Origin of the sequence: Pseudomonas sp. KK4 (assembly GCF_001984065.1) — a bacterium.
Taxonomy (GTDB): domain Bacteria; phylum Pseudomonadota; class Gammaproteobacteria; order Pseudomonadales; family Pseudomonadaceae; genus Aquipseudomonas.
In genome coordinates, this window is the sequence record NZ_LYVP01000007.1 from 90620 (window position 1) to 117447 (window position 26828).

Below are 26828 nucleotides of genomic sequence, written 5' to 3' on the forward strand. Positions count from 1 at the left end.
CATTGAAGATGCCGTTACGGACCCTCGAGACCTGGCCCCACGGCGCAATCATGCTGGACCCGCAACACACGCAGTTCGCGTTGTGGGCGCCAGATGCGTTCTACGTCAGTGTCGAACTGGAAAATGGACAGTCCTTGCCGTTGTTGCCCCAGGCAGACGGCTGGTTCGTGATCAACACCCGTTGCCCGGCGGGTACGCGTTACCGCTACAGCATCGATGGCGAGCTGGAGGTGCCTGATCCGGCCTCCCGCGCCCAGGCCGGCGACGTGCACGGTTACAGCGTGGTGGTCGACCCCCACGCGTACCGCTGGCACCACAGCACCTGGCTGGGTCGGCCGTGGAACGAAGCGGTGATCTACGAATTGCACGTCGGTGCGCTCGGTGGCTTTGCAGCTGTGGAGCAGCACCTGGCGCGCCTGGTGGAACTGGGCATCACCGCCATCGAACTGATGCCCGTGGCGCAGTTCCCCGGCGAGCGCAATTGGGGCTACGACGGGGTACTGCCCTACGCGCCACAGTCTTCCTATGGCACCCCCGAGCAACTCAAACACCTGATCGACACCGCCCACGGTCATGGCCTGGCCGTGATTCTCGACGTGGTCTACAACCACTTCGGCCCGGACGGCAATTACCTGCATCGCTACGCCAAGGGATTTTTCAACGAAGACAAACACACGCCTTGGGGCGCGGCCATCGATTTCCGCCGCCGCGAGGTTCGGGACTTTTTCATCGACAACGCCCTGATGTGGTTGCTGGAGTACCGTTTCGACGGCTTGCGCCTGGACGCGGTGCACGCCATCGAAAGCCCGGACTTTCTTCAGGAACTGGCCCAACGGCTGCGCCAGCACATCGATCCGCCGCGCCATGTCTGGCTGATGCTGGAAAACGAACACAACCAGGCCAGCCTGCTCGAGCAGGGCTACGACGCGCAGTGGAACGACGACGGCCACAACGCCCTGCACGTGTTGTTGACCGGCGAAACCGACGCCTACTACGAAGACTACGCACAAAACCCCACCGAACAACTGGCCCGCTGCCTGGCCCAGGGTTTCGTGTTCCAGGGCCATGTCAATCGCCACGGCCAACAACGGGGCGAACCCAGCGGCCACCTGCCCCCCAGCGCCTTCGTTCTTTTTCTGCAGAACCACGACCAGATCGGTAACCGCGCTTTCGGCGAACGCCTGCATCAGTTGGCCCATGCCGATGCGTTGAAAGCGGCCACCGCGCTGTTGCTGCTGTCACCGATGATCCCGTTGATGTTCATGGGCGACGAATGCGCCGCCGAGCAACCGTTCCTGTTCTTCACCAGCCACCACGGTGAACTGGCGAAATTGGTGCGCGAGGGCCGGCGCAACGAGTTCGCCGCGTTCAGTGCCTTTGCCGACCCGCACAAACGCGAGCAGATTCCTGACCCCAATGCCCCCGACACCTTCCAGGCCTCCCGACCGGCCCTCAGCGACGGCGCGTCGGCGATCCTGTATCGGCAACTGTTGCAGATCCGCCATGCTCAGATCATCCCGCGCCTGCCCGGTGCCCAAAGCCTGGGTGCCGACGTGCTGGGCGAAGGCGCGGTGTCGGCGCGCTGGTTGCTGGGCGATGGCAGCCTGCTGCGCATTGACCTGAACCTCGGCGCCCGCCCGGTGGTCCACACCCCACATGCCGATGCCCATGTGTTGTTCGCGCACCCTGCACAATCGGTCGGCCTGTTGGAACAGGGCACGCTTGCCCCGTATTGCGCGCTAGTCACCCTCAAGGCCGCAGCCCCTTTGCTACCCCCGGATGGAGAGCGTCAATGAGCGATGCGCAACTGGAAATACTGGCCAGCCGCGCCGGCCTGGCCGTCGACTGGATCGACGCCAACGGTCGGCCGCAAAAGGTCGCCCCCTCGGTCTTGCGCAATGTCCTGACCGGGCTTGGCCACCCGGCCGGCAGCGCCCAGGAAATCGATGCCAGCCTGCTGCAATTGCAGCAGGTGCAACAGACCCGCCACCTGCCGCCGCTGATCACCGCCGATGTCGGCGTCGGTCTCAACCTGGCGCATTATTTCGAGCCGCTGACCCCCTGCGAGATTCACCTCGAGGACGGCTCGCGCCTGAGCCTCAAGCTGGACGCCGAGGCCATCCTGCCGGGGTTGGTTCCCGTGGGTTATCAGCATGTCAGCATCGATGGCCAGTCCTTCACCCTGGCGGTCGCGCCCGAACGTTGCTACAGCGTGGGTGATGCCGTCGGCAGCCCGATTCCGCGGGTCTGGGGCTTGAGCGCTCAACTCTACGCCCTGCGTCGTGAAGGCGATGGCGGCTTCGGCGATACCCTGGCCCTGGAAGACCTGGCACGCATGGCCGGTGAACGGGGTGCCGAAGCGCTGGCGATCAGCCCGCTGCACGCGATGTTCGCCAGTGATACCCACCGCTACAGCCCCTATTCACCCTCCAGCCGTCTGTTTCTCAACAGCCTGTATTGCGCACCCGGCGCGATCCTTGGCGAGCGGGCGATGCGCGACGCCATTGATGCCACCGGTCTTGACGCCGAACTCAAAGCGCTGCAAGACCGGCCGCTGATCGACTGGCCGACCGCCTCCGAAGCCAAGCATCGATTGTTGCAGGCGCTGTACGAAGGTTTTGTCCAGGGCGAACACCCGCTGCACGCCGATTTCAGCAGCTTTCGCCATGCCGGCGGTGAGGCCTTGGAAAACCATTGCCGCTTCGAAGCCATTCAAGAGGCCCGCGCCGCTCAGGGCGAACACCTCGATTGGCGGCAATGGCCTGATCAATGGCGCGACCCGCGTAGCGCCGCGCTGGCCGAATTTGCCGAAGAGAACGCCGGGCGCATCGGCTTTTTTGCCTTCTGCCAGTGGCTGATCTACCGGTGCCTGGAACGCGCGCAAGCCGCTGCCCGCAGCAGTGGCATGCGCATTGGCCTGATCGCCGATCTGGCGGTAGGCGCCGATGGCGGCGGCAGTCAGGCCTGGAGCCGTCAGGATGAATTGCTCGCCTCACTCACTGTCGGCGCGCCGCCGGACATTCTCAACCGCAGCGGCCAGGGCTGGGGCATCTCCGCGTTTTCCCCCGAAGGCCTGGTGCGCAACGGCTTTCGTGCCTTCATTGAAATGCTGCGCGCCAACTTCGCCCACGCCGGCGGTCTGCGCATCGACCACGTCATGGGCCTGCAACGGTTATGGGTAATTCCCAATGGCGCGTCGCCCGCCGATGGCGCTTACCTTTATTACCCGGTTGACGACCTGCTGCGCCTGCTGACCCTCGAGTCCCATCGCCACAAGGCCATCGTCCTCGGTGAAGACCTGGGTACCGTGCCGGAGGGCCTGCGGGAAAAACTGATCGCCCGATCGATGCTCGGCATGCGGGTGCTGCTGTTCGAGCAGGACAACACCCACTTCAAGCCGATCCTCGACTGGCCGGACAACGCCCTGGCCACCACCAGTACCCACGACCTGCCGACCCTCAACGGCTGGTGGCATGGCCGCGACATCGACTGGAACGCGCGCCTGGGCCTGATCGATGCCACCACCGAAATCGACTGGCGCCACCATCGCGAACGCGAGCGCGAAGGCCTGCGCCGAGCCCTGGGCCAGGACCCGCAGAACTTCCGCGAAGAGTCCCACGAAACCGACCAGGTGCTCGACGCCAGCGTGCGTTTCCTGGGCCATACCCGCGCGCCGCTGGTCTTGCTGCCACTGGAAGATGCCTTGGGTATCGAGCAGCAAGCCAACCTGCCCGGCACCATCGACACCCATCCCAACTGGTCGCGACGCTTGCCCGGCTACAGCGAAAGCCTGCTGGACAACCCGGATGCCGCACGGCGTCTGGAACTGCTCGCCTGCGCGCGGCTCCAGGCGGCCGAGCGTGATTCATGAGTTCGCAAATGACCCAGACACTGCCGCTGCGGGCCACCCTGCGCCTGCAATTTCATAAAGGCTTTACCCTGGACGACGCGGTGCCCCTGGTGCCGTTCTTCGCCCGGCTCGGCATCAGCCACATTTATGCTTCACCGCTGTTGAGCGCCCGCGCCGGTTCCATGCACGGCTATGACGTAGTGGACCCGACGACAGTCAACCCGGAACTGGGCGGTGAAGCCGCGCTGCGCCGACTGGTCGCTGCCTTGCGCGAGCAGCATATGGGGCTGATCCTCGACATCGTCTCCAACCACATGGCCGTCGGTGGCAATGACAATCCCTGGTGGCTGGACTTGCTCGAATGGGGCCGGTTGAGCCCTTACGGCGAGTTCTTCGACATCCAGTGGCATTCCGCCGACCCGTTGATGGAAGGCCAATTGTTATTGCCCTTCCTCGGCAGCGACTACGGGATCGCCCTGCAGGACGGCACCCTGCCCCTGTGCTTCGATGCCGGGCGTGGCGCCTTTCATGTCGAACACTACGATCATCACTTCCCGATTTGCCCCAGCCACTACGCGCCGTTGCTCAAAGGCGACGCCGAGCCGCTCAACGCCCTGGCCCAACGCTTCGATGCCCTGAGCTATCAGACCGACGCCCGTGGCCTGGCCCTGCCTCTGAAAGATGAGTTGCGCCAATTGGCACGCGACCCGGCCATTGCCCAGGCCATCGAACGCAACCTGAAAAGCTACGACTCGCTCACGCCCGAAGGCTTCCACAAACTGCACGAGCTGCTGGACCGCCAGAGCTATCGCCTGGCCAGTTGGCGCACAGCGGCGGACGACATCAACTGGCGGCGTTTTTTCGATGTCAACGAACTCGGCGGGCTGCGGGTCGAGCGTCCGGCGGTGTTCGAAGCCACCCACGCCAAGCTCTTCGAGCTGGTGGCACAGGGCCTGATCGACGGCCTGCGCATCGATCACGTCGATGGCCTCGCCGACCCGAGGGGTTACTGCCGCAAACTGCGCCGGCGGGTCGACAGCCTGGCACCGGGGCGGCACCTGCCGATCTACGTCGAGAAAATTCTCGGCGAAGGCGAAACCCTGCACCGCGACTGGTCGGTGGACGGTACCACCGGCTATGAATTCATGAATCAGTTGTCGTTGCTGCAGCACGATCCACAGGGTGAAAAAACCCTCGGTGAGCTCTGGCAACGGCACAGCGAACGCCCGGCCGACTTCCGCCAGGAAGCGCAACTGGCCCGTCAGCAGATCCTCAACGGCTCCCTGGCGGGGGATTTCGAAAGCGTCGCCCAGGCTCTGCTGCAGGTAGCCCGGGACGACCTGATGACCCGCGACCTGACCCTCGGCGCGATCCGTCGGGCGTTGCAGGCGTTGATCGTGCACTTCCCGGTGTACCGCACCTACATCAGCCCGCTGGGGCGCAGCGCCCGTGATGACGTGTTCTTCCAGCAGGCCATGGACGGCGCCCGACAGGCGCTGAGCGAAGCCGATTGGCCGGTGCTCGATTGCCTGGCAGGCTGGCTCGGGGGCGACCCCTGGCGCAAGCGCCCGGCGGGACGGGCGCGCAAACGGCTCAAGCATGCCTGCGTGCGCTTTCAGCAACTGACGTCGCCCGCGGCGGCCAAAGCCGTGGAGGACACCGCGTTCTATCGCTCGGCCGTATTGCTGTCGCGCAATGACGTAGGGTTCAGCACCGAGCAGTTCAGTGCGCCAGTGGCCGACTTTCATGCCGCCTGCGCTCAACGCCTGGCCGAATTCCCTGACAACCTGCTGGCCACCGCGACCCATGATCACAAGCGCGGCGAAGACACTCGTGCACGCCTGGCGGTGTTGAGCGAGCGCAGCCAGTGGTATGTCGAGCAGATCGGCCTGTGGCGCGCCCTCGCCCGGCCGCTGCGCAATGATGACCCGGCGCCGTCGGCCGGCGACGAGTTGATCCTGTACCAGGCGCTGCTTGGCAGTTGGCCTCTGGACTTGCGCAGTGATGACCCGACAGCCTTCAAGGCCTACTTCGACCGCATCTGGCAGTGGCAGCGCAAAGCCCTGCGCGAAGCCAAGCTGCAAAGCAGCTGGAGCGCGCCCAACGATGCTTACGAACAGGCGTGCGAAGCCTTCACCCGGCAGCTGTTACTGGAGCCCGAAGGCGAGTTGCTGCGCTCGGCCCTGGGCAAGGCCGCCCAGGCCATCGCCGCCCCCGGCGCACTCAATGGGTTGGCGCAAACCTTGCTGCGCATGACCGTGCCGGGGATACCGGATCTGTATCAGGGCGACGACTTCTGGGACTTTTCCCTGGTCGACCCGGACAATCGCCGGCCCGTGGATTACCCCGGCCGTCAGCGGGCCTTGCAGCAACCGGCGGCCCTGCCGGAGCTGTTGGCCAACTGGCGCGACGGGCGCATCAAACAGGCCTTGATCGCCAGGACGCTGAACCTGCGCGCCGAGCATCCGCAGCTGTTTCGCCGAGGGAGCTACCAACCCCTGCAAGTGCTCGGCAGTCAGGCGCATCGGGTCTTGGGTTTTGTTCGCGAGCATGAGGGGGAACGGGTCATCGTGATCGTGCCGATTCGCTGTGCGTCGCTGCTGGAAAACAGTGCCGAACCTCGGGTAGGTGCGTCGCAGTGGGGCGATACCCGGGTTCATCTGCCGTTCACGAATGCCGAGGAAAATCTCAAGGGACTTTTTTCCAACGCAGTAGTCACAAAACACAAGGAGCTGCCGATCAGCGCCGCGCTGGGGGACTTCCCGGTCAATCTCTTTATCCAAACTGTCGACACATGAGTTGTCCAGGAGCATTGCGATGAGTACCGACGATAAACGCATCCGCGAGTTTGCCTATCAGATCTGGGAATCGGAAGGCAAACCCGAAGGCCAGGAGGAACGGCATTGGGCGATGGCGCGCAAACTCGCTGAAGCCGAAGCGCTGGCGCCGAAGAAATCACCCAAGGCTACGGGCAGCAAAACCGCGGCCAGCAAACCGGCCACCGGCAAGACCCTGAACGGCAAGGCGGGCGAGCCCAAGACCAAAGTAGCCAAAGCCAAGCCGGCCGCCGCTTCGACGGTGATCCCGCCGGGCGAAAAAGCCGTCGAGAAAAAACCCCGGGCCGCACGAAAACCGCCGGCGGTCTGACGCTTCAGCGCAATGACCCGATCAATTTTGCGTGGCGAGCTTGCTCGCCACAGGGCTTTGCTCATCCCGAAAAAAAGGAGCATGTGGTCGCCCCACCCCATTTGCAGGAGCACTTATGACCCGTCCAAAGAAAGACACGCCAGCCCCCCAAGAGCCTTCCCGCATTCGTGAGGGTCTGCCCTTTCCGCTGGGCGCGACCTGGGATGGTCTGGGGGTCAATTTTGCGCTGTTTTCCGCCAATGCCACCCGCGTTGAACTGTGCATCTTCGACGATGCCGGGGAGGTCGAACTCGAACGCATCGAACTGCCCGAATACACCGACGAGATCTACCACGGCTACTTGCCCGATGCCCATCCGGGGATGATCTATGGCTACCGGGTGTACGGCCCCTATGACCCGGCCAACGGCCACCGTTTCAACCACAACAAGCTGCTGATCGATCCTTACGCCAAGCAACTGGTGGGCAAGTTGAAGTGGTCTGAGGCTTTGTTCGGCTACACCATCGGGCATCCTGACGCCGACCTCAGCTTCGATGAGCGCGACAGCGCGCCCTTCGTGCCCAAGTGCAAGGTGATCGACCCGGCACACACCTGGGGCCACGACCATCGCGTCAGCGTGCCGTGGGACAAGACCATCATTTATGAAACCCACGTGCGCGGCATCAGCATGCGTCACCCCTCCGTCCCCGAGAACGTGCGTGGCACCTTCGCCGGGTTGATGGTCGACGATGTGCTCGAACACATCCGCAAGCTGGGCGTGTCCACCGTGGAGCTGCTGCCGATCCATGCCTTCGTCAACGACCAGCACCTGCTGCACAAAGGCATGACCAATTACTGGGGCTACAACAGCATCGCCTTCTTTGCCCCCGACCCGCGCTACCTGGCCAGCGGCAAGATCGCCGAGTTCAAGGAGATGGTCGCGCACTTTCACGAAGCCAATCTGGAAGTGATCCTCGATGTGGTCTACAACCACACCGCCGAGGGCAACGAGCAAGGCCCGACCCTGTCCATGCGCGGCATCGACAACGCTTCGTACTACCGCTTGATGCCCGACGACAAGCGCTTCTACATCAACGATTCCGGCACCGGCAACACCCTCGACCTGAGTCACCCCTGCGTGCTGCAAATGGTCACCGACTCCCTGCGCTACTGGGCCTCGGAGATGCACGTCGACGGCTTTCGCTTCGACCTGGCGACCATTCTGGGGCGTTACCACGACGGCTTCGACGAGCGCCACAGCTTCCTCGTGGCCTGTCGCCAGGACCCGGTATTGCGTCAGGTCAAGATGATCGCCGAACCCTGGGACTGCGGCCCCGGCGGCTATCAGGTCGGCAGGTTCCCACCGGGCTGGATGGAGTGGAACGACAAGTACCGCGACACGGTGCGCGCGTTCTGGAAAGGCGATGACGGTCAACTGGCGGACTTCGCCAGCCGCTTGACTGCCTCAGGCGAGATGTTCAATCAACGGGGCCGGCGGCCGTATTCGTCGGTGAACTTCGTCACCGCCCACGACGGTTTCACCCTCAACGACCTGGTGTCCTACAACGACAAGCACAACGAAGCCAACGACGAGAACAACCAGGACGGCAGCAATAACAACCTGTCCTGGAACCACGGCGTCGAAGGCCCCACCGACGATCCCGAGATCAACGCACTGCGCCATCGGCAGATGCGCAATTTTTTCGCCACGCTGCTGCTGTCCCAGGGCACGCCGATGCTGGTGGCTGGCGACGAATTCGCCCGCACGCAGGACGGCAACAACAATGCCTACTGCCAGGACAGCGAGATCGGTTGGGTCAATTGGGACTTGAGCGAAGACGGCAAGGCGCTTCTCAAGTTCGTCAAACGCCTGATCAAACTGCGCCTGGCCTACCCGATCCTGCGCCGTGGGCGCTTCCTGGTGGGCAATTACAACGAGGACATCGGGGTCAAGGACGTCACCTGGCTGGCCGCAGACGGCAACGAGATGACCACCGAGCACTGGCACGATGCGCACAACCGCTGCATGGGCATGCTGCTCGACGGCCGCGCCCAGGAAACCGGTATCCGCCGCAAGGGCGGCGACGCCACCCTGTTGCTGGTGGTCAACGCCCACCACGACATCGTCAACTTCCTGCTGCCGCAAGTGCCCGACGGCGGCTTCTGGACCTGCATGATCGACACCAATCAACCGTCGATCCGCGGCCAGGAGCGCTTCGAATTCGGCCATGAATATTCGGTCACCGGCCGTTCGCTGCTGCTGTTCGAATTGCAGCATGAGGAAGAGGAGTGAAATGGACCTTCAGGGCTTTTTTCAGCGACAACCGACCGACTACGTCGACACCCAAGCGCTAGGCCGTTGCCTGCGGGCGATGGTGGAAGCCGGCCTCGATCAGCTACCCCTGCCCGGCAGCGGTCGGACCCTGGAACGGTTCCAGCGCCTGGCCGAGGTCGGCGGCCATGATTTGGGGTTGTGCAAGCTGTACGAAGGCCATACCGATGCGCTGGCGATTTTCCGGCAACTGGGTTTGTCGGCGCCCTCGGGCACCTGGGGCATGTGGGCCGCCGAACCGCCGCAAGCACGGGCATTGGTCAGCACACAGGGTCAGCGAGTGACGCTGAACGGGCGCAAAGCCTGGTGCTCGGGCGCGGCGGTGTTGAGCCATGGGCTGATTACCGCCTGGGATGAACAGGGCCGTCAGCAATTGGTGGCGGTCGCGCTGGATCAGCCCGGCGTGACCATTACCTTTGAGGGATGGGAAGCCGTGGGCATGCAGGCCACGGCCAGTGTTCAGGTGCTGTTCGAAAACGCCCACGCCCAAGCCGTTGGCAACCCCGGCGATTACCTGCAACGGCCCGGCTTCTGGCAAGGTGGCATCGGTATTGCCGCCTGCTGGTACGGTGCCGCACAAAGCATCGGCGAACGCTTGCGCCGGCATTGCGCGCAGCGTGACGAGCCCCATGCCCTGGCGCACCTGGGCGCCGTCGACAGCGCGCTGCATGGCGCGGCCGAGGTGTTGCGCGCCAGTGCCCGGGCCATCGACGCGGCGCCGCTGGACGACGCCGAACTGCTCGCCCGACGTGCGCGTGCGGTGGTGGAAGAAGCCGCCGAACAGGTCATCCGCCACGTCGGCCGTGCCCTGGGTGCCGGCCCTTATTGTCAGGATCGGCAGTTCGCCCGGCTGATCGCCGACCTGCCGGTGTTCCTGCGTCAAAGCCATGGCGAGCGCGATCTTGCGGCGCTGGGCCAAAAAATTCACACAGGCACATGGACGTTATGAAAACCAATCCAATCGTCGGTCAGGGCACGCCCCTGCATGTGTGGCAGACCTCCGCGCACCTTGCGCAGGTCCCTGCGATCGACATCCTGTCGCTGGTGCCTGAAGGTGCTCGCGCCGTGATCATCGCCCCCCATCCGGACGATGAAGTGCTGGGTTGTGGCGGGTTACTGCAATTGCTCGCCGAGGCGGGTCGCCCGCTGCAACTGATCTCCGTGACCGATGGCAGCGCCAGCCATCCGGGGTCCGAACGCTGGCCGGTGGAGCGCCTGAGTGTGATCCGCCCCCAGGAATCAGCCGAGGCCCTGCGCCGTCTGGGCCTGCCGCTGCACAGTCTGAAATGGCTGCGCGGCGGGTTCGCCGACAGTCAGGTGGCGGCGCGGGAAAGCGAATTGAGTGCCTTCATCGAACGCCATCTGCGCGCCGATGACGTGGTGTTCACCACCTGGCGTGAAGACGGCCATTGCGATCACGAAGCCGTGGGGCGCGCCAGTGCCATGGCGGCGCAGCGGGTTGGCGCCACCGTGCATGAACTGCCGGTGTGGACCTGGCACTGGGCGACGCCAGAGGACTGTCTGGTGCCCTGGCACCGGGCGAGAAAAATCCTCCTGGCACCGCACCTGGTCGCCCGCAAGCGCCATGCGATCCATGCCTTTGCCAGCCAGCTGGAAGGCGACCCGCACATCGGTTTGCCGCCGGTGTTGGCGCCCTATGTGCTGGAGCGTTTGCTGCAGCCCTTCGAAGTGGTGTTTCTATGAGCGTCGACGATCGTTATTTCGATGGGCTGTTTGCCGGCAACGACGATCCCTGGGCGTTCCGTGAGCGCTGGTACGAACAACGCAAGCGTGCGATCACCCTGGCGGCGCTGCCCCGCCGGCACTACCGAGCGATTTTCGAACCGGGCTGCGCCAACGGCGAACTGAGCGCCGAACTGGCCAAACGCTGCGATCGGCTGCTGTGCTGCGACACTGCGGCCGCTGCCGTGACCCTGGCGCGTACGCGCTTGAGCCTGTTCGAGCACGCCGAGGTGCGCCAGTGTCGTCTGCCGCAGGAGTGGCCGAGCGGGCAATTCGACCTGATCGTGCTCAGCGAACTGGGCTACTACCTGGATGCCGAAGACCTCACAGGTTTGATCGAGCACGCTTCACAGGCCTTGACCGCCGACGGGCAATTGCTCGCCTGCCACTGGCGCCCGGCCATCGAAGGCTGTCCACTCAACGCCCGCCAGGTGCACGACCTGATCCACGAACATTTGCCGCTGCCGCGTGTGGTGCTGCATCAGGAAGCCGATTTTTTGCTGGAACTCTTCAGCCGCGAGCCCCGCTCGGTGGCGAAGCTGGAGGGGCTGCGATGATCGGCATCCTGATTCCTGCACACAATGAAGAGGATTTGCTCGAAGACTGCCTGCAAGCGGCGCTGGTGGCGGCGAGCCACGAGCGGCTCAACGGTGAAACCGTGGTGGTGCTGGTGGTGCTCGACAGTTGCACCGACCGCTCCTCGCAGATCGTCAGCCGATACCCGGTGCACAGCCTGGCCATCGAGGCGCGCAATGTCGGCCAGGCCCGTGCCGTCGGTGCGCGGTTGCTCCTCGATCGCGGGGCGCGCTGGATTTCCTGTTCCGACGCCGACAGCCGGGTCGCCCATGACTGGCTGGTGGCGCAGCTGGACCTGGATGTCGATGCGGTGTGCGGCACCGTCACGGTGGATACCTGGCACGAGTCGATTGATGAATCGATGCAGATTCGCTACCACCAGCATTACCAGGCTCGCGACGGGCACCGGCATGTCCACGGCGCCAATCTGGGGATCAGTGCCGACGCCTACCAGCGTGCCGGCGGCTTCGAAGCCATGCCCTGCCATGAAGACGTGCATCTGGTACGGCGTCTGGAGCGCTGCGGCGCGAGGATTGCCTGGAGCCATCGACCGCAAGTGATCACCAGCGCTCGCCTGGACAGCCGGGTTCGCGGCGGCTTTGGCGATTTTTTGCAGGACCTGGCCGGGGGGCGATGAAAACACCTGCCACTGGGCACATCGGCGCGACGAAATGCGCTACTTGAGCAATACTCTTGGACGCGGCGATTCCAAGGTTCGGAACGCCGCGTATCGCTCTTCCACAAGAACAAGGACGTAGCCATGAAACCGGTCTCTATCCGTGAACACAGTGTGGCGGCACAAATCTGGAACAGTGCCCCGCAACTGGACAATGTCCCGGTCATCAATACCCAATCGCTGATCCCTCCCGGGGCCCGCGCGGTGGTGATCGCCCCGCACCCGGGTGATGAAGTGGTGGCCTGCGGCGGCCTGCTGCAGCTGCTCAGCGCCCTGGGCCACCCCTTGCAATTGATCTCCATCACCGACGGCAGCGCCAGCCATCCGGGCTCCCAGCAGTGGTCGGAAAAACGCCTGAGCGTGTTTCGCGCCCAGGAGAGCGTCGAGGCCCTGCGCCGGCTCGGCTTGCCGATGCACAGCCTGAAATGGATCCGCGGCGGTTTTACCGACAACGCGCTGGCCGAACATGAAGTGGAACTGACGCGGTTCATCACACGCTATCTGCGACCCGGGGATGTGGTGTTCAGCACCTGGTCCGAAGACGGCAACAGCGACCACGACGCCGTCGGCCGCGCCAGCGCCAACGCCGCGACCATTGCCGGCGCCGACTTCAACGAAGTGCCCGTGTGGGCCTGGCACTGGGCCGCCCGCGAGCATGGCCTGATTCCCTGGCACCGCGCCCGCAAGATCCGCCTGGACACCTGGACCGTTGCCCGCAAAAGCCACGCCACCCACGCCTATGCCAGCCAACTCGACGGCGAACCCGCCATCGGCATCGCCCCCCTGCTGCCGCGGGTGCTGCTGGAGCGGATGCGCCTGCCTTATGAAATTGTCTTTGTCTGACGCCACAGAATCAGTGCAGGCCGGTGTGGGCATCCGGTAGCCAGCGTCATCGTTGACGTCCATCGCGAGCAAGCTCGCTCCTACAGGGAATGCATACACCCGCGACCAGGCCGCCTCGGTTGCCGTAGCGGTGTTCGCCCCCGGCCATGGATGGCCGATGGCGGCGGGCCCACGGAGCAGGACCGGAGCGGTGCTCCCGGTTTTTTCGCGATCGAGCCCGCCCCTGCAACTGAACTGCCCGACCTGCCATCAGTCGCATGCATAGGCATGCCCTGATTCAGAGGAGTGAAAGGTGACCAGTTCTTCCAAGTCGCAGACGGTCCCGCCCGTACCGTCGAACGCAGCGTCGGCCATCCATCGATTGCGCGTGCTGACCGTCAACACCCACAAGGGATTCACCGCGTTCAACCGGCGTTTCATCCTGCCTGAATTGCGCGAGGCGGTACGCAGTACCTCGGCCGATCTGGTGTTTCTGCAGGAGGTGGTGGGCGAACACGACAGTCACTCTTCGCGATACATCGAGTGGCCCACCACGTCCCAATATGAATTCCTCGCCGACAGCATGTGGAGCGATTTTGCCTATGGCCGCAACGCCGTCTACCCCGACGGCCACCATGGCAACGCCCTGCTGTCCAAATACCCGATCCGTGAGTACCGCAACCTGGACGTGTCCATCACCGGGCCCGAGCGCCGTGGGCTGTTGCACTGCATCCTCGACGTCCCGGGCCACGCCGAGGTCCATGCGATCTGCGTCCACCTGAGCCTGCTGGAAAGCCATCGCCAACTGCAATTGCAGCTGCTCTGCCAGTTGCTCGAATCCCTGCCCGACCACGCACCGGTGATCATCGCCGGTGACTTCAACGACTGGCAGTTACAGGGCAACGCCACCCTCGCCCGCCGCGATTACCTGCATGAAGCCTTCGAACGCCACCACGGCCGTCCCGCCAAGACGTATCCGGCGCGCTTCCCGCTGCTGCGCCTGGACCGCATTTACCTGCGCAATGCCAGCAGCCACGACCCGAAAATCCTCGGCAACAAGCCCTGGACTCACCTGTCGGATCATTTGCCCCTTGCGGTCGAAGTCCACCTCTGATCGACCGCCATCACGCCCGACCCTCGAATAGCTTAATCGGTTAACCTGTTACTTTTGACAGTAGATACCCCGCAATACTGCTGCTAATTTGCTTCCATCCATACCACCGGCATGGATGGAAACACCCATGATAGTGGCCGTCGTTGCCGAAGAATCTCGATTACGGGTCATTGCTTTCCCGATGCTGTCTCGCAACCCGCGCTACCGAAGGCGGCTGATGCCTTGCCATTTTTGACAACTGGCCACTCAGTCGCCGATCCCCAAGCGGAGACCAGCATGAACATGTCCAGCCAACTGCCCAAGTACCGCTTCAGCGCCTGTGCCGTGTCCATCTGGTTATGCATGGGCTGGTCGCCCACCCTCCACGCGGCTTGCACCCTCACCCCCACCGCCGGCAACGACAACTTTGTGTGTGACAGCGCCAGCAGTGGCCCGCTCACTGACCTGGCCGGCAACAACAGCCTCACCTTTCCCGCCAACGGTACGGGCGTGATCAACGGCAACGTCACCTTCGGGCTCGGCAATGACATTGTCACCCTGAATTCAGGCCAGATCGTCGGCGCGCTGGACCAGGGTGACGGTGCCGACACCCTGACCCTCAGTGCCGGGCAAATCACGGGTGCGGTGCAACAGGGCAACGGTGTCGACACCTTCACCATGACCGGCGGCACCATACAGTCGTTGGCCCAGGGCGACAGCCGCGACGTCTTTCGCATGACCGGCGGCACCATCGTCGGTGCCTTCGAGGATGGCGACACCGCCACCATGACCGGTGGCACCATCGGCCGGGTCGACATGAAGCTCGACAACAACCTGTTCGACCTGTCCGGCGGGCGCATTCTCGGCAACCTGGTGACCGGTTTCGGCACCGACACCATCATCGTCTCCGGCGGCAGTATCGGCGGGTTCATCAGCGTCAGCGGCGGCAACGACAGCATCACCGTGACCGGCGGCGAGGTGTTCGGTGAGATCCGCACCAGCGTCGGCAACGACACCCTGGTGTGGGACGGTGGCGGCATCCTGCATTCGCAGATCCTGATGGAGGACGGCAACGACAGCGCCACCCTGCGCAACCACAGCCAAGCCACTTTGGCACAGACCCCGTTCCTCAATGGCGGCAACGGCACGGACGTGCTGACCTTCGATCACACCACCACTGCCGGGGCCCGCCGCTATGTCAATTGGGAAACGGTCAACCTCAACAACAGCTCGCACTTCGATCTCGACGGCAATCTTGTGCTGGGCGACAGCGTCAGCGGCACCGGGGTTTTCAACGTTGACGCCAGCAGCACCCTGACCTCCACCCAAGGCAGCATTTCACCTGCCACCGCAGGCCGGCTCGCCACCTTGAACAACGCCGGCATCATCGACCTCGGCACGGGTAATACCCGCACCAACGACACCCTGACCGTGCAGGGCAACTACGCCGGCGGTGGCGGCCAGTTGCTGCTGCAAACCGTGCTCGGCGATGACAGTTCCCCCAGCGACAGACTGCTGGTCAACAACGGCACGCTGACCGGCACCACCGCCATCACCGTCACCCACCTGGGCGGCGCGGGTGCTGAAACCCTGCAAAACGGGATTCAACTGGTCCAGGCCCAGGGCTCGGCCAGCAGCGACGCCGGTGCTTTCACGCTCAAGGCCCCGGTGGAGTCCGGCGCCTTCCAATATGCGTTGTTCAAGGGCGGAGTCACCCCTGGCAGCGAAAACAGCTGGTTCTTGCGCTCCACCGTCGTGGCGCCGCCGCTGGTGCCACTTTCAGTACCCAATGCAGATCCGGCCTTGCCGCCTGAGGTGGTGCTGGTCCCCCTGGTGGCAATACCCGTCGCCGCGGCCGGCAGCCCACCGCTGCCGACGCCGGAACCGGGCGCGGCACCGATCCCCCTGTACCGTCCGGAAGTGCCCAACTGGTCGGTCATCCCGCCGGCCGCCGCGCAATTGACCCTGAACGCCCTCGGCACTTTCCATGATCGTCAGGGCGATCAACGTCTGCTGACCGAAACCGGGGCCTTTGGCGCCGGTTGGGGTCGGGTCTATGGCAAGGACTTCAACCAGACCTGGGCCGGCACCGTCGCCCCGAAAATCGACGGCTCGCTCAATGGCTTCCAGGTGGGCAACGATCTGTACAGCTCGCAGACATCCGGCGGGCAAACCCAGCGCACCGGTTTCTTCGTCGGCCACAGCCGCCTGAAAGGTGATGTAGACGGTTTCAACGAGGGCTTCGAAGACAAGCGCGCCGGCAAGGTCAAGCTTGAGGGCGACAGCCTGGGCGCTTACTGGACCCTGACCGATCCCCAGGGCTGGTACTTCGATACGGTGGCGATGTACACCTGGCTGGACGGCGACAGTCACTCCGATCGCGGCCTGAAAATCGACAACAAAGGCCACGCCGTGACCCTCTCGGCAGAGGCCGGTTATCCGTTCGCGCTGGCCGGCAACTGGGTGATCGAACCCCAGGCCCAGGTCATTCATCAAACGGTAAACCTGGACAGCCAGGACGACGGCATTTCCCGGGTGTCGTTCGATTCCGACCCCGCTTGGACCGGCCGCCTCGGCGCGCGGCTCAAGGGTCGCTACAGCGTGGCCAATCTGCCAGTGGAGCCGTATGTGCGGGCCAACCTGTGGCACACCTTTTCCGGCACCGACACGGTCACTTTCGCCAGCACAACCGACATCGACACCGAGCAACGGTCGTCCTGGGCCGATCTGGGCGTCGGAGTGATCCTGACCCTCGCCCCTGCCGTCAGCGTATACGCCAACGCCGATTACAGCACCCATATCGACAGTCATCAGCAGCGTGCTGTGGCGGGTAATCTGGGCATTCGGGTGAGCTGGTAGAGCGCGGGAAACGACTGAGCAAAGGCTCTATCCCGCGACTTTTTTGACGAATTTTCCAATAAACAAGAACTTAGGGAGACGCCGTAAATCAGTCACTTAGAGCCACTGAAATTACAATACCATTTATCGGCCATTTTCTTGACGCAGGGGCGGCGGTCCTCTTGACTTCACCGTACTACCCCCGGAAGTACTATCAGGGGCAAGCCCCCAGAGACACCCGCGCAATCGGGCGGCCCCCGGCTTGCCCCACTCCATTCGGTCGCCCCTCGTTCGGGGTAGGAGAGACGCCAAGGCAAGTACGGCACGCGATTGCAAGGTAGCCCCCCATGAAAACTTCATTCACCCAACAAGAGATCAAAGTCACTTTTTGCACTGTCTCGAGTTCACTCCTGCTGTGCTCCACCATGGAAGTGCAGGCCGCACCGGCCGACGACGACACAGCGCCCTGGTACCGCCAGTACGTTCCGGTGTTTGCCCTGCCCGCGCTCGCCACCACTTACGCTGGTCGTTTCAGCCCTGCCCCGGATATGCGAAGTAGTCACTTCATCACCGAAGATGTCACGCCCTACGCCTGGGATCAGGTCTACGGGCAGGCCTCGCGACAGGCGCAAACCGACGCCCTGGACCAAGGCTATTCCAACGTTGGCTCAGGCGAGGTCAAGGGCCCGGCCATCCTGACGCTGCAAAGCAGCAGCGGCCACACCCAGCGCGTCGGCCTGATTGGCGGCACCCTCCAACTCCAGAGCAACGGCAATGGCTTGCTGCCCAACCGCGCAATGTCCGACCCCAACAGCGATACCCTCAACCTGCAGGGCCAAAGCCTTGGCGCTTACTACAGTTTGACCGGGCCTCAAGGCTGGCACGTCGACCTGTCGGCCAGCGGCGGCCGGGTCAACGGGTTCAGTCGCAATGGCCAGGGCGAGCGTCAGGCCACCGAAGGCAGCGCGGTGACGCTGTCGGTCGAAGGCGGTTTTCCAATCGGCATCAGCGAAAACTGGGTGGTTGAACCCCAGGCGCAATTGATCAACCAGCGCATCACCCTGGATACGCCGTATGCCGGGTCGGGCAATGCGTCATCGACGGACCTGACCTCCTGGAGCGGACGGGTCGGTGCCAAGTTGAGGGGCAGTTACGACATCAGCGGCCTGCCCGTCGAACCCTATGTGCGGACCAACTTGTGGCACACGGTCTACACCGGCAATACCGTGACCCTGGACCAGGTCGACAAGATCAGCAGCAGCCGCAACTCGTCCACCGTCGAACTGGGCCTGGGCCTGGTAGCCCGGGTGACACCGGTGGTGAGCCTGTATGTCAGTGCCGATTACAGCAGTGATGTGGATGACAATGACTTGAACGGGTTGATTGGCAGTCTGGGCGTGCGGATGCGGTGGTGAGGTACAGCTTTCGAGAGGTGTAGTGCCTGTATCGGCCCCTTCGCGAGCAAGCCCGCTTCCACATTTTGGAATGCGTTCCCCTGTGGGGCTTGCTCGCGAAGGCGTCCGTGAAAACGCTACATCACTTGCCCTGGAACTCAGCCTCACGCTTGGCAATGAACGCCGCCATCCCTGCCTTCTGATCCTGGGTCGCAAACGCCGCATGGAACACCCGGCGTTCGAAACGCACGCCTTCGGACAGGCTCACTTCAAAGGCGCGGTTGACACTTTCCTTGACCATCATCGCAATCGGCAGGGATTTCTTCGCGATCAGCGCCGCGACCTTCAGTGCTTCGTCCAGCAGTTCATCGCTCGGCACGATGCGCGCGACGATACCGCAACGCTCGGCTTCCACCGCGTCGATCATACGGCCGCTCAGGCACATTTCCATGGCCTTGGCCTTGCCCACGGCGCGGGTCAGGCGTTGGGTGCCGCCCATGCCCGGCAGCACGCCGAGGTTGATTTCCGGCTGACCGAATTTTGCGTTGTCGCCGGCCAGGATGAAATCGCACATCAGCGCCAGTTCACAGCCGCCACCCAGGGCGAAACCGTTGACCGCGGCGATGATCGGCTTGCGGCGGTTGGCCACGCGGTCGCTGTCGCTGAACAGATCATCGAGGTAGATCTGCGGGTAGGTCAGCTCGGCCATTTCCTTGATGTCGGCCCCGGCGGCAAAGGCTTTTTTCGAACCGGTGAGCACGATGCAGCCGATGTTCGAATCCTGTTCCAGGCCATCGAGGGCGTGGTTCAGTTCGCTGACGATCTGCGCGTTCAATGCGTTCAGCGCCTGCGGACGGTTCAGGGTGATCAGGCCAACTCGGCCGTGGATTTGCAGCAGAATCGTTTCGTAATTCACGTCGTCTTTTCCTTTTCAGAGATTGCGCGAAATGACCATGCGCTGAATGTCGCTGGTGCCTTCGTAGATCTGGCAGACCCGCACGTCGCGGTAGATCCGCTCCAGCGGGAAGTCGTTGAGGTAACCGTAACCGCCCAGGGTTTGCAATGCCGAAGAGCAGACCTTCTCGGCCATTTCCGAGGCGAACAGCTTGGCCATCGAGGCCTCGACCAGCGCCGGTTGGCCGCTGTCACGCAGCGCGGCCGCGTAGTGCACCATCTGCCGGGCCACGGCGATCTGGGTGGCCATGTCCGCCAGGCGAAAGGCAACGGCCTGATGCTCGATGATCGGCTTGCCGAAGCTCTCACGCTCGCGGGCATAGTCCCGGGCGGCTTCGAACGCAGCGCGGGCCATGCCCACCGATTGCGAAGCGATGCCGACGCGGCCGCCTTCGAGGTTGGCCAGGGCGATTCTGTAGCCTTCGCCCTCCTCGCCCAGACGATTGGCCACCGGCACTTTCACGTCTTCGAAGAGGATCTGGCAGGTGTCGGACGCATGCTGGCCGAGCTTGTCTTCGACCCTGGCGACCTTGTAGCCGGGCGAGTCGGTGGGCACGATCAGCGCGGTGATGCCGCGCTTGCCGGCGCCCGGGTCAGTGACCGCGAACACGATCACCACCCCGGCGTTCTGCCCGGAGGTGATGAACTGCTTGCAGCCGTTGAGCACGTAGTGATCGCCCTCCCGCCGCGCTCGGGTTTTCAGACCGCTGGCGTCGGAGCCGGCCTGGGGTTCGGTGAGGGCAAAGGCGCCGAGCATCGCGCCGCTGGCCAGCGGTTTGAGGAAGCGTTCTTTCTGCTCGTCGGTGCCGTAGTTGAGGATTGGCACGCAACCCACCGAGTTGTGCACGCTCATGATGGTCGAGCAGGCGCCATCGCCGGCGGCGATCTCTTCCAGGGCCATGGCGTAGGCCAGGTAGCCAGTGTCGCTGCCGCCCCACTGTTCCGGCACCAGCATGCCGAAAAAGCCGAGCTCGGCCATTTCGCCGATGGCTTCCTTGGGGAAGCGATGCTCACGGTCCCATTCGGCGGCGAAGGGCTTGAGCCGTTCCTCGGCGAATTGCCGGGCCATGTCGCGGATTTGTTGCTGGTCGTCATTGGGGATCATGACTATTCCTTGAAAATCAATTCACAAATGCCCGATTGAATCACCGGACCTGTGGGAGCGGGCTTGCTCGCGAAGGCGGTGTGTCAGTCAATGATGATGTCGACTGACACGGCCTCTTCGCGAGCAAGCCCGCTCCCACAGGGGCGAAGTTTGCTTAATAGAGGCATTCCACGGCCATGGCCGTGGCTTCGCCACCACCGATGCAGATGGCCGCGACGCCGCGTGTGAGGCCTTTCTGGCGCAGGGCCGAGAGCAGGGTCACCAGAATCCGCGCGCCGGACGCACCAATGGGGTGGCCCAGGGCGCAGGCGCCGCCGTGCACGTTGAGCTTTTCATGGGGGATTTCCAGGTGGGTCATCGCCGCCATGCCGACCACGGCGAAGGCTTCGTTGACTTCCACCAGGTCCACCTCGTTGAGCGCCCAACCGGTTTTCTTCATCAGCTTCTTGATCGCACCGATCGGCGCCACCGGGAACAGGCCCGGGGTGTCGGCGAAGGCTGCGTGGCCGTGGATCACCGCCAGCGCCTTCAGACCGCGCTTGTCCGCTTCGGAGCGACGCATCAGCACCAGCGCCGCCGCACCGTCCGAAATCGAACTGGAGTTCGCCGCCGTCACCGTGCCGCCTTCGCGGAACGCCGGTTTGAGCGAGGCGATCTTGTCCAGTTTGGCTTTTGGCGGCTGTTCGTCGTTGCTGATGACCACCTGCGTTTTACCGACGGTCACGGTCAGCGGCACGATCTCGTCCTTGAAACTGCCGTCGGCGATAGCCTGCTGGGCGCGGGTGGTGGAGGCGATGGCGAACGCGTCCTGGGCCTCGCGGCTGAAGCCGTTGGTTTCGGCGCAGTCTTCGGCGAAGGTGCCCATCAGCCGGCCTTTGTCGTAGGCGTCTTCGAGGCCGTCGAGGAACATCGAATCCTGAATCTTGCCGTGGCCCATGCGGTAACCGCTGCGGGCGCGGTCCAGCAGGTACGGCGCGTTGGACATGCTCTCCATGCCGCCGGCGATCACCACCTCGGCACTGCCGGCCAGCAGCATGTCATGAGCCAGGATGGCCGCTTCCATGCCCGAACCGCACATCTTGTTCAGGGTGGTGCAACGGGTCGATTTATCCAGCCCGGCGCCCAGCGCCGCCTGACGGGCCGGCGCCTGGCCCAGACCGGCGGGCAGCACGCAGCCGAACAGTACTTCGTCGACAGCGTCGCTGGCGACACCGGCACGCTCGACCGCGGCCTTGATCGCAGCGGCACCCAGTTGCGGCGCGCTGAGGCTCTTCAGTTCGCCCTGGAACCCACCCATGGGGGTGCGCACGGCGCTGACGATAACGATTGGATCGTTGGCGATAGTCATGACAAATCCTCCTATTTGGCGGCCATGCGCAAGGCGCCGTCGAGACGGATCACCTCGCCATTGAGCATGCTGTTTTCAATGATATGCCGGGCCAGCGCCGCGTATTCGGCAGGTTTGCCCAGGCGCGGCGGGAACGGCACGCCGGCGGCCAGTGAATCGCGGACCTCGGGTGTCATGCCGGCCATCATCGGCGTTTCGAAAATGCCCGGGGCGATGGTCATCACGCGGATGCCGAAGCGCGCCAGTTCACGGGCGGCGGGCAAGGTCAGGCTGACGATCGCGCCTTTGGACGCCGCGTAGGCCGCCTGGCCGATCTGCCCATCATAGGCCGCCGCCGACGCGGTATTGATGATCACCCCGCGCTCGCCATCGGCGTCCGCCTCGCTTTCGGCGATCGCCGCCGAGGCCAGGCGCAGCATGTTGAAGCTGCCGATCAGGTTGACGTTGATCACCTGGCTGAAGCTGGACAAGGCATGCGGACCGTTCTTGCCGAGGATCTTCTCGCCCCGCACGATGCCCGCGCAGTTGACCAGGCCATTGAGGCCGCCAAAGGCCTTGACCGTGGCCTGCACCGCCGCTTCAGCCTGGGCTTCGTCGCTGATGTCGGCCACCACGCTGTGCGCACCCAGGCGCTGGGCCTGGGCCACGACGGCTTCGGCGTTCATGTCCACCAGCATCACGTTGGCGCCGGCAGCCACCAGCATTTCAGCGGTGGCCGCGCCCAGGCCGGACGCACCGCCGGTGACGAGAAAAACCTTGTTTGCGATCTGCATCGTTGTTTCCTTGGATTCAAGCTGAAACGTTCTTCGCCGCGGCCTCTTGAGCCTTGGCGATTTCCTGGTTGCGCAAGATAAAGCGCTGCAATTTGCCGCTGGGGGTTTTCGGCAAGTCGCTGACAAATTCGATTTCACGGGGGTACGAGTGCGCCGCCAGACGCTTGCGCACGTGCTGGCGCAGCTCTTCGGCCAGTTCCGGCGTGGCGCGGTATTGCTCACTGAGCACGACGAAGGCCTTGACCAGTTCGGTGCGCTCCGGGTCCGGCTTGCCGACCACCGCCGCCTCGATCACGGCCGGGTGTTCGATCAGCGCACTTTCGACGTCGAACGGGCCGACGCGGTAGCCGGAGGTGGTGATCACATCGTCACTGCGGCCGACGAAGCTGATGCTGCCGTCCGGGTTCCACTCCACGGTGTCGCCGCTCAGGTAGTAGTTGCCGACGAAGGCCTTGGTCGGCGCGCCTTCGTAACCGGCGAACCAGCACATCGGCGACTGGGTACGGTCGATGGCCAGGATACCCGGCTGACCGACGCCCAGTTCCTGGTAGTCATCGTCCAGCACCACGATGCGGTGGCCGGGCGAGGTGAAACCGGCGGCGCCCATGTGAATCGGGTGGTCCAGGCCATGGTGGTTGCACAGCACCATCCCCAGTTCGGTCTGGCCGTAGTGATCGTGGATGACCACCCCGAGGTTGTCGGCGAACCAGCGGATCACTTCCGGGTTCAGCGGCTCGCCGGCGCTGCTGACGATACGCAGCTTGCCCTTGATCGACTTGGCGAACTCATCACCGCCAGCGATCAGCAGGCGATAGGCCGTCGGTGACCCGGTGAGGTTGGTGATGCCGTACTTGTTGATCACCCGGCAGGTGCTTTCGAGGGTGAAGGGGCCATCGTAGAAGGTGATCGGGTGACCCATGGACATCGGGCCGGTCACGCCGAAATAGATGCCGTAGGCCCAGCCCGGGTCGGCGACGTTCCAGAAGGCGTCTTCGGGGCGCAGGTCCACGGCGTCTCGGGTGTAGCTCTGGAAGGCGACGATGGCTTTCAAAGGCACCGACAGCGCTTTCGACGGGCCCGTGGTGCCCGAGGTGAACATCAGCAGGAACGGGTCGTCGCCGCTCAGCAGTACCGGTTCACAAACGTTGGAGTAATTGGCCAGTTCGGCCCAGAAGCTGAAATCGCCACGGACAATGCCCTGGCCTTTGGCACCGCCGACGGTGACGATGGTCGGGCAATCGGCGACATCCGTGAGTTTCGGCCGGTTGATGCTGTCGGTGACCACGACCTTGGCGCCGGAACAGCTCAGGCGATGTTCGATGGCTTTCGGACCGAATGCCGTGAACAGTGGCTGGTAGACCGCGCCGATGCGCCAGGTGGCGAATACGGTGATGAGCAATTCGATGTTGCGTGGCAGCAGGCCGGCGACCTTGTCGCCCTTGTGCACGCCTTGGCTGAGGAGGAAATTGGCAAAACGCGCCGCTTTATCTTGCAGGTCACTGAAGGTGTAGGTCGCGCTGGCGCCATCACGGCCTTCCCAGAACAGCGCAATGCGCCCCGGCAAGGCGTGCCGGTCGCAACACTCGATACAGGCGTTGACAGCGTTCAAGTCACCCGCGAGTGCGGCGTCGACGGTGTGCTGGTAATCGAACTGTGAAACGGCAGACAAGTAATCGCGCATTGCCAGAATCCCTCTGTATTTTTATTAGGTGGGGGGAACCGTAATCAACAGGGAAATACTCGCTCTGCGCGCAGTGCCGGGCAATGGTCAAAGTAATCAAGTTGCTTGACTGGTTTGGCCAAGGGGTGAGAGGTCGGGTGCCTGTCAGAGCCCCTTCGCGGGCAAGCCCGCTCCCACAGGGATCGCCGTTGAACCTGGGGGAGCCGGCTTGCCAGCGATGGCGTCAGCGGCCTTACATCAATCAGCGTCGTTGAGGATCAAACTGCGGTAATGCCCCGGATTGGACCCGGACCACTTGCGAAACGCCTTATAGAACGAGCTCGCGTCGGCAAACCCCAGTCGCGTGGCGATCTCGGCGAAGCTGATGCTCGGCTCGGCCAGCCAGACAATGGCCAATTCCTTGCGCACGCTGTCCTTGAGCCCTTGGTAGCTCTGGCCTTCCTCGGCCAGGCGCCGACGCAGGGTCGAGGCCGACATGCACAGTTGCTGCGCCAGGGCTTCGGTTTCGGGCCAGTGTTCGGCGGGCAACTGGCGCAGGTCGTGCTTGATGCGGCTGGCCAGGCTCTGGGGGTCGCGGTACTTCACCAGGATGTTGGCCGGCGCATGGGCCAGGAAACGGCTGAGTTCCTCGGCGCTGCGCTTGATCGGCAGGTCCAGGCAATCGGCGGAGAAAATCATCCGCGTGCGCGGCCGATCGAAACGCAGGTTTTCGGAGAACATCACCTGGTAGTCATCGCAGAAATCTGGCCGTGGGCAGCGCAACTCGATGGCCAGGATCGGTATCCGCCGCCCGGCCAGCCAGCAGGCCACGCCGTGGACGATCATCCAATAAGTGAAATAGGTGAAGGCGCGACGCGGTTCGTGGTCGTCCTCCGACAGCACGATTTCCGCCAGGCTTTGTTGACGTACCAGCTCGGCGGGCATGCGTTCGAGCATCAACGACAGAAAATCCAAGCCACTGGTGAGCCCCGCCGCCAGGCTCGGCTGGACCATGGCACAACGGCACAGAAACGCCAGGCTGCCGGACTTGAGCTTGCGCGGGTCCATGCCGAAGAACTCATCGTCGCCACGCCGGGCCAGCAAGCGCCAGAGCCGCGCATAGGCCGTGGCCGGCACCCGGGCATCGGCGTTGCCCAGCAGGCCCGGGTCGATCCCGACCTTGTTCAACACCTCCTCGGTGGCGACACCCCGGGCGCAGCTTTGCAACAGCGCTTCACGCACCAGTTGAATGGAGATGGTGTCTTTTTCCGACATGGAGCGAGGGGAGCCTGTGTGCTTAATTGTGTCCGCATCTTACCCCAGCCAATGACACAAATCCCTTGTGGGAGCGGGCTTGCTCGCGAAGGCGGTGGGTCATTCAGTATTGATGTCGACTGACACGCCGCCTTCGCGAGCAAGCCCGCTCCCACAGGGGATGGGGTGATCTTCAGGGTTGTTCAGCTTAGGTTCAGGCAAATGTCAATCGATGGCATTTGGGAATGAGTGTCATTATGTTACAACTTCCCACCCTACTTTTTCTGCTCCCGGTGCTGAATGCTCGTTCCTTTTCTGATCATGCTGCGCGAAGGCATCGAGGCGGCGTTGATCGTCGGCATCATCGCCAGCTACCTCAAACAGACCGGCCGCGGCCAGTGGATGCCCGCCGTGTGGATCGGTGTTTTCCTCGCCGCCGCCCTTGCCCTGCTGGTGGGCGGGGGTCTGGAGCTGGTCAGCGCCGAATTCCCGCAGAAACAGCAGGAACTGTTTGAAGGCGTGGTCGGACTGATCGCCGTCGGCATCCTCAGCTCCATGGTGTTCTGGATGCGCAAGGTGGCGCGTTCGATCAAGCACTCGTTGCAAGCCTCCCTCGACCAGGCGTTGACCGGTTCCAGACATCAGGTCATGGCGCTGATCGCCATGGTGTTTTTCGCCGTGGCCCGGGAAGGTCTGGAAACGGTGTTTTTCCTGCTGGCGGTGTTCCAGCAGAGCGAAGGCCCGGCAGCACCGATCGGCGCCCTGCTGGGGCTGATTCTTGCGATCGTCGTCGGTTTGCTGATCTACAGCGGCAGCATGCGCTTGAACCTCGGTGCGTTCTTTCGGTGGACCGGGCTGTTCATCCTGGTGGTGGCTGCCGGGATCCTTGCCAACTCCGTGCAAGCGCTGCACGAAGCTGGCGTATGGAATCACCTGCAAACCGTGCTGTTCGACATCAGCGCCACCTTGCCGATGGACGGCCCGCTGGGTTCGGTACTGGCGGGGATGTTCGGTTACCAGGATGCGCCGACTGTCAGCACCCTCGGGGCGTATCTGATTTATCTGGTCGTGGCGTTGGCGATGTTCTTCATGCCAGCCCCCGCACCAAACACAAAACCCTGTAGGAGCGAGTTCACTCGCGATGGTGGTGAACGATAACGCGGGGAATCAGGTGCCCCGTGGCGGTCTCTGGTTTTTCGCGAGCGAGCTCGCTCCTACAGGGGGCGAGCCGATCCATATTCTCAGTCAGTAAGGGCTCCCATGCCAACTTCCGCCCCACCCCAG

The 26828-nt window shown here is 63.6% G+C and carries 20 protein-coding genes; 14 read left to right on the plus strand and 6 right to left on the minus strand.

Annotation, left to right across the window (positions count from 1 at the left end; translation table 11 throughout):
- Positions 1-8 precede the first annotated feature (8 nt).
- From treZ to B0W55_RS04880, 13 genes are all read left to right on the plus strand, one after another.
- Positions 9-1796, plus strand: a complete 1788-nt coding sequence (gene treZ / locus B0W55_RS04820) for a malto-oligosyltrehalose trehalohydrolase (RefSeq protein ID WP_077044905.1) — start codon at positions 9-11, stop codon at positions 1794-1796.
- Complete coding sequence (gene malQ, locus B0W55_RS04825; protein WP_077044876.1) at positions 1793-3871, plus strand: 4-alpha-glucanotransferase; 2079 nt, start codon at positions 1793-1795, stop codon at positions 3869-3871. Before treZ ends, malQ begins: the two co-directional genes overlap by 4 nt.
- An 8-nt stretch (positions 3872-3879) precedes the next feature.
- Positions 3880-6648: a malto-oligosyltrehalose synthase gene (locus B0W55_RS04830; protein ID WP_077044877.1), complete on the plus strand. Its 2769-nt coding sequence runs from the start codon at positions 3880-3882 to the stop codon at positions 6646-6648.
- A gap of 19 nt (positions 6649-6667) precedes the next feature.
- Positions 6668-6997 (plus strand): DUF2934 domain-containing protein, encoded by a 330-nt coding sequence (locus tag B0W55_RS04835; protein ID WP_077044878.1) that lies wholly within the window; start codon positions 6668-6670, stop codon positions 6995-6997.
- 115 nt (positions 6998-7112) lie between these two features.
- Positions 7113-9269, plus strand: coding sequence for a glycogen debranching protein GlgX (glgX, locus tag B0W55_RS04840; RefSeq protein ID WP_077044879.1), 2157 nt, complete (start codon positions 7113-7115; stop codon positions 9267-9269).
- 1 nt (position 9270) lies between these two features.
- Positions 9271-10257 (plus strand): acyl-CoA dehydrogenase family protein, encoded by a 987-nt coding sequence (locus B0W55_RS04845; RefSeq protein WP_077044880.1) that lies wholly within the window; start codon positions 9271-9273, stop codon positions 10255-10257.
- On the plus strand, positions 10254-11012 hold the full coding sequence (locus tag B0W55_RS04850; RefSeq protein WP_077044881.1) for a PIG-L deacetylase family protein: 759 nt from the start codon (positions 10254-10256) through the stop codon (positions 11010-11012). The genes B0W55_RS04845 and B0W55_RS04850 overlap by 4 nt, the downstream gene beginning before the upstream one ends.
- Positions 11009-11608 (plus strand): SAM-dependent methyltransferase, encoded by a 600-nt coding sequence (locus B0W55_RS04855; RefSeq protein ID WP_077044882.1) that lies wholly within the window; start codon positions 11009-11011, stop codon positions 11606-11608. Before B0W55_RS04850 ends, B0W55_RS04855 begins: the two co-directional genes overlap by 4 nt.
- The gene (locus B0W55_RS04860) at positions 11605-12264 is read left to right on the plus strand and encodes a glycosyltransferase family 2 protein (RefSeq protein WP_077044883.1); all 660 of its coding nucleotides are present in this window, start codon (positions 11605-11607) and stop codon (positions 12262-12264) included. The genes B0W55_RS04855 and B0W55_RS04860 overlap by 4 nt, the downstream gene beginning before the upstream one ends.
- Before the next feature lie 123 nt (positions 12265-12387).
- A complete protein-coding gene (locus B0W55_RS04865) occupies positions 12388-13146 on the plus strand; it encodes a PIG-L deacetylase family protein (protein WP_077044884.1) in 759 nt (252 codons plus the stop codon).
- 292 nt (positions 13147-13438) lie between these two features.
- Complete coding sequence (locus B0W55_RS04870) at positions 13439-14239, plus strand: endonuclease/exonuclease/phosphatase family protein (protein WP_077044885.1); 801 nt, start codon at positions 13439-13441, stop codon at positions 14237-14239.
- Positions 14240-14515: 276 nt separating this feature from the next.
- Positions 14516-17077 carry an autotransporter outer membrane beta-barrel domain-containing protein gene (locus tag B0W55_RS04875; RefSeq protein WP_077044886.1) on the plus strand — a complete coding sequence of 854 codons (2562 nt, stop codon included), beginning with the start codon at positions 14516-14518 and terminating at the stop codon, positions 17075-17077.
- 326 nt (positions 17078-17403) lie between these two features.
- On the plus strand, positions 17404-18471 hold the full coding sequence (locus B0W55_RS04880) for an autotransporter outer membrane beta-barrel domain-containing protein (RefSeq protein ID WP_077044887.1): 1068 nt from the start codon (positions 17404-17406) through the stop codon (positions 18469-18471).
- A 121-nt stretch (positions 18472-18592) separates the two neighbouring features.
- On the opposite strand, the gene B0W55_RS04885 is transcribed toward B0W55_RS04880, so the two are convergent.
- The 6 genes from B0W55_RS04885 to B0W55_RS04910 all read right to left on the minus strand — a co-directional run bounded on the left by B0W55_RS04885 (position 18593) and on the right by B0W55_RS04910 (position 25565).
- Positions 18593-19366, minus strand: a complete 774-nt coding sequence (locus B0W55_RS04885; protein WP_077044888.1) for an enoyl-CoA hydratase — start codon at positions 19364-19366, stop codon at positions 18593-18595.
- 15 nt (positions 19367-19381) lie between these two features.
- Positions 19382-20509 carry an acyl-CoA dehydrogenase gene (locus B0W55_RS04890; protein WP_077044889.1) on the minus strand — a complete coding sequence of 376 codons (1128 nt, stop codon included), beginning with the start codon at positions 20507-20509 and terminating at the stop codon, positions 19382-19384.
- 154 nt (positions 20510-20663) lie between these two features.
- Positions 20664-21857: an acetyl-CoA C-acyltransferase gene (locus B0W55_RS04895; protein ID WP_077044890.1), complete on the minus strand. Its 1194-nt coding sequence runs from the start codon at positions 21855-21857 to the stop codon at positions 20664-20666.
- 11 nt (positions 21858-21868) lie between these two features.
- Positions 21869-22630, minus strand: coding sequence for an SDR family NAD(P)-dependent oxidoreductase (locus tag B0W55_RS04900; protein WP_077044891.1), 762 nt, complete (start codon positions 22628-22630; stop codon positions 21869-21871).
- 16 nt (positions 22631-22646) lie between these two features.
- Positions 22647-24311, minus strand: a complete 1665-nt coding sequence (locus B0W55_RS04905; RefSeq protein ID WP_077044892.1) for an AMP-binding protein — start codon at positions 24309-24311, stop codon at positions 22647-22649.
- A gap of 237 nt (positions 24312-24548) precedes the next feature.
- A complete protein-coding gene (locus B0W55_RS04910) occupies positions 24549-25565 on the minus strand; it encodes an AraC family transcriptional regulator (RefSeq protein WP_077044893.1) in 1017 nt (338 codons plus the stop codon).
- Between the two features lie 279 nt (positions 25566-25844).
- On the opposite strand from B0W55_RS04910, the gene efeU reads away from it, so the two are divergent.
- On the plus strand, positions 25845-26702 hold the full coding sequence (gene efeU, locus B0W55_RS04920) for an iron uptake transporter permease EfeU (RefSeq protein WP_077044895.1): 858 nt from the start codon (positions 25845-25847) through the stop codon (positions 26700-26702).
- Positions 26703-26828 lie beyond the last annotated feature (126 nt).